General features: G+C 57.5%; 2 protein-coding genes. Both read right to left on the bottom strand.

Features of this window, described 5'->3' with window-relative positions; translation table 11 throughout:
• A partial coding sequence (locus ABYV89_RS15220) for an ATP-binding protein (protein ID WP_432823785.1) occupies positions 1-2,545 on the bottom strand: 2,545 nt, incomplete at its 3' end.
• 88 nt (positions 2,546-2,633) lie between these two features.
• The coding region (locus ABYV89_RS15215) for a cadherin-like domain-containing protein (RefSeq protein WP_432823784.1) at positions 2,634-3,866 on the bottom strand (1,233 nt) is incomplete at its 5' end.

Here is a 3,866-nt window from a genome sequence, read left to right as displayed (position 1 = left end):
CATCCCCGTTAAGCACAGCGTCCCGCGGCGCGGCAGCCGCCTCCCCGGCCAGTTCAATACGATTCGCCAGCCCCCGCAGCAGAAGAATGGTCTCTTTCAGCTGTTGCGCGCTGCCTGACTTAGCCTGCTGCTCCAGCATAATGGCCGGCTCGGTAAAAACGCTGAAACCGACCGTCCCTCCGGCGCCCTTGAGCCAGTGGCCCAACCTGGCCAGTTCGTCAAAATTATCGGTTTCGGCTGCGGCGTCCATGGCGTCGAGCTGTTCATGCAGGCGGGTGACAAACCGGCTGATTATGCCTCTGAACTTGGTGTTCGATCCGGGCAGAGCCGAGACAATGGGACCGGCGGCAACTTCCTGAACCGGCATCTCTCCAACAGGTCCGACGGCGACCGCAGCGGGGGCTGCGCCGGCTTTGTCTTCGACCCGGCAACCGCCGAGCAGACGCGCCATCAGCTCCATGAACCGATCGATGTCAATCGGCTTGCTCAGGTAATCCGAATACCCGACGGCCAGGCACTCCTCTTCAAAGCCCTTCATGGCGTTGGCCGTCAAGGCGATCAATGGCATTTTCAGTCCCTTGCTGCGAAGAATGCCGGCGGCGGTAAAACCGTCCATTACCGGCATCTGCACGTCCATCAAGACAACGTCATAGGGAGCGGCAAGCGCTTTTTCCACACCGACCTGGCCATTTTCGGCTTCATCCACCGCAAGCCCGGATTCTTCGAGCAGGAATTTGACCAGTTCACGGTTTTCAGCGCCGTCATCCACAACCAGAATCCGGGCTTCGGGAAATTTCCAGCGAGTGCCCGCAACGACGTGAATATCCCGTTGCAGGGCGGCCACCTGCTCGGGAAGCAGGAAGGAAACTCCGCTCAGGTCCCCGGTCGTCAGCGCAACGGAAAAAACGCTCCCCTTGCCCGGCTCGCTTTTCACCCGGATGTCACCGCCCATGGCCCGGGCAAACTTGCGGGCGATAGCCAGGCCCAGTCCAGTCCCCCCGAAACGCCGCGTCACCGACGTATCGGCCTGCACGAAGGGTTCGAAAACTTTCGCTTGCGCCTCATCAGACATGCCGATGCCGGTATCCACGATATCGATGATCAGGCAGGGCCCGCTTTGCATCCTTTCATACCGGCAGGAAACCGTAACGCTCCCCTGCTCTGTGAACTTGATCGAATTTCCGATCAGGTTGAAGGCGATCTGGCGCAGCCGCACGGGGTCGGTCTCAATCTCAGCAGGAACCGCATTGCCGGCGACGAAATTGACGACAAGCCCCTTTTCCTCGGCCTTGACCTTGAGCATCTGGATAACTTCATTGAGGATCGTATAAGGATCCACCCTGATCTTTTCGACTTCGAGACGCCCGGATTCGACTTTTGACAGGTCGAGGATGTCGTTGATCAGTTCCAGCAGGTTTTTACCGCTGGAATGGATGGTGTTGAGATAGCGCAGGCTTTCCTGCTCGTTTTTGACATAACCCCGCTTGAGGATCTCGGTGAAGCCGAGGATGGCGTTCATCGGGGTACGGATCTCGTGACTCATATTGGCAAGAAACGAACTTTTTGCCTGGTTGGCGTCTTCAGCAATCTGCTTCGACTTGATCAGTTCGACCTCTTTTTCCTCAAGTTCCGTTATGTCGGCGAAGCTCACCAGAACACCGGCGTATTTCCCACCGTCACCGAGCACCGGGGAGCAGTTGGTCTTTAACGTACGTATTTCATCTTCAGAGATTTTAAGCCTGAGGGTAATGTCTCTTTTCAACTTGCCCTGAGCCAGCGCAACGACCCAGGGGCGATCCACCTTGGCGATCCGGTTGCCGTCCTTATCGACCCAGGGAAGGTCGCCGGCACGGAACCCGAGCAACTTCTCTACCGCCTTGTTGATCAATGACGAAAAAGCCTGGTTCGCCAGAACGATCTGTTCTTTTCGGTCCAGAATAAGCAGCCCCTCGGCCATGGTGTCCAGGGCCGAGCGCACCCGCCCGGGAATGGCCTGCGAGGGGTCAAGCTGGCGCAGCACCTTGCCAAGGTAGAAATAGAAGACGGCAAAACCCAGCAGACCCGTAAAGACGACCATCTGCAGCATGGGGTTTTTCAAAATGTCCCAGCCTCTCTCGCCGGACAAGGGTCGAAAACGCATTTCCAATTGACCCCACTGGTGCTCGCCTGCCCAGATCGGCACCCGCACCTGGGCGTCCTGAGAATATTTCCCCTTCATCGCCACCCAGCCGGATTCATGACCCTCGGTCGCCACCAGAACTCGGCCGCTTTGCTGCCGCAGGGCCAGGGAGAGCAGGTCATCGCTTCGCTCGGCGAGCAGCTTGAAATCATTTTCCAGGCGCCGGTTGTTGCTTGCTACCGCTCTTGCGGTATTGACCAGCGCGGTACTGTAAATGGCGATCGATTCGGCAAAGGCGGCCCTCCCCTCGAGAACGGCGCCGTTGCGATCGGGAATAATATTAAAAACAAAGGTCAACATGACAAGGCTGGTCATGATGCCGACCAGTCCCATCGTGATCCGGGCTTGTGGTTTCAAAAAACTCATGGTTTAAGTGACCCTTGGCAAAATCAGAACTGCAGCTAAAAATACCTTACCGAAGATCCAACTCGGCAGGGTGAATGATTCCCGGCGCTCAGACGCTGTCGCCATCCTCGTCTTCGTCCTTATCCTGTTCATTCTCGTCATCTTCGATTGAGCCGTCTTCGATAATCTTTTCCAGGCCCTCCTCGTCCTTATCGTCGTCCTTTTTACCGACCAGAATCGACAGCGGGTCGGCCAGCTGCCATGCCGGCATGGACGAAAGGACAGAGGCCAGCAGCGAACCACCCTTGAGCATCCAGAGTACGTAGCCGGCCGACAAGCCAACCGATGAAGCAACGGCAGAACCGATCACGGCCCGATCAAACATGACATCCCGGTTGATATCCTCCTTGAGGTCATCGAGAGAATTGCGGATCAGGTCATACGCTTCACGGGAAAGATTGGCAAGGTCGAGGTGCTCGACGGCCGCCTGCAGTTCTTTGCGGACGAATGGGTCGAGCAGCGCATTGACGACCTGGTTAAAGGATGATTCCCCAGAGCCCGTTTCTACGGCATCGTCTTCCAGCTGCGGCATTTCGGGAACCCGGATGACCAGGTGCAGCGGCGGCGCATCAGGCTCCCCCGCAAAGAGCGGCGAAGGCTCCTCATTGCCATCAACAGCCGCCATCGGCGTCACCGGTTCAACGGCAGGCTCAACGACAGGTGCAGGTTCTTCGACGACAGGGTCTTTAACCTCCCCGATGTCGACAGGTGGCGGCTCCACATGGGGCAGCACCATGATCGTAGCCGTGGCTTTACCGGTAGAAAAAGAGGTGCGGTTTATAGAGGCTTCGACCTGGAACCTGCCGATGGAAGAGGTTCCTGCCGCCGGCGTAAACTTCACGCCGGCCCGCCCCTCGAGCAGGGTGATAAAATCACCATTATTGATCTGGGTGACGCCATCGGCGAGATGCAAGGTACCGCCAGTGATCCCCGAAATCCTGAAATGGGTGACCTCGTCACCGTCGCTGGCATGGGGGGTGATGACGATGGGGTCGGACTGACCGCCGGCAGAAGTCGTGATATTGCCGACCTGCGGCGTATCAGCCACCGGGGTGACAACGATCAGGGCCACGCCATCAGCCGTCCCGCCCTTGCCGTCGCTGAGAGTGTAGGTGAAGCTGTCGGTACCGTGGAAATTTGAATACGGCTTATAAGTGAATGTACCATTGCCGTTATTGACGAGATCACCCCGTGCCGGCAAGTTGGAAACCGCGACAGATAGAGTCAGCGAGTCGCCATCAATATCCGAGTCGTTTGCCAAAAGATCCAGGACAAGTGAGCT

It is taken from the genome of Trichloromonas sp. (genome assembly GCF_041583255.1).
Lineage (GTDB): Bacteria > Desulfobacterota > Desulfuromonadia > Desulfuromonadales > Trichloromonadaceae > Trichloromonas.
This window is presented reverse-complemented; position numbering and strand designations above follow the sequence as displayed.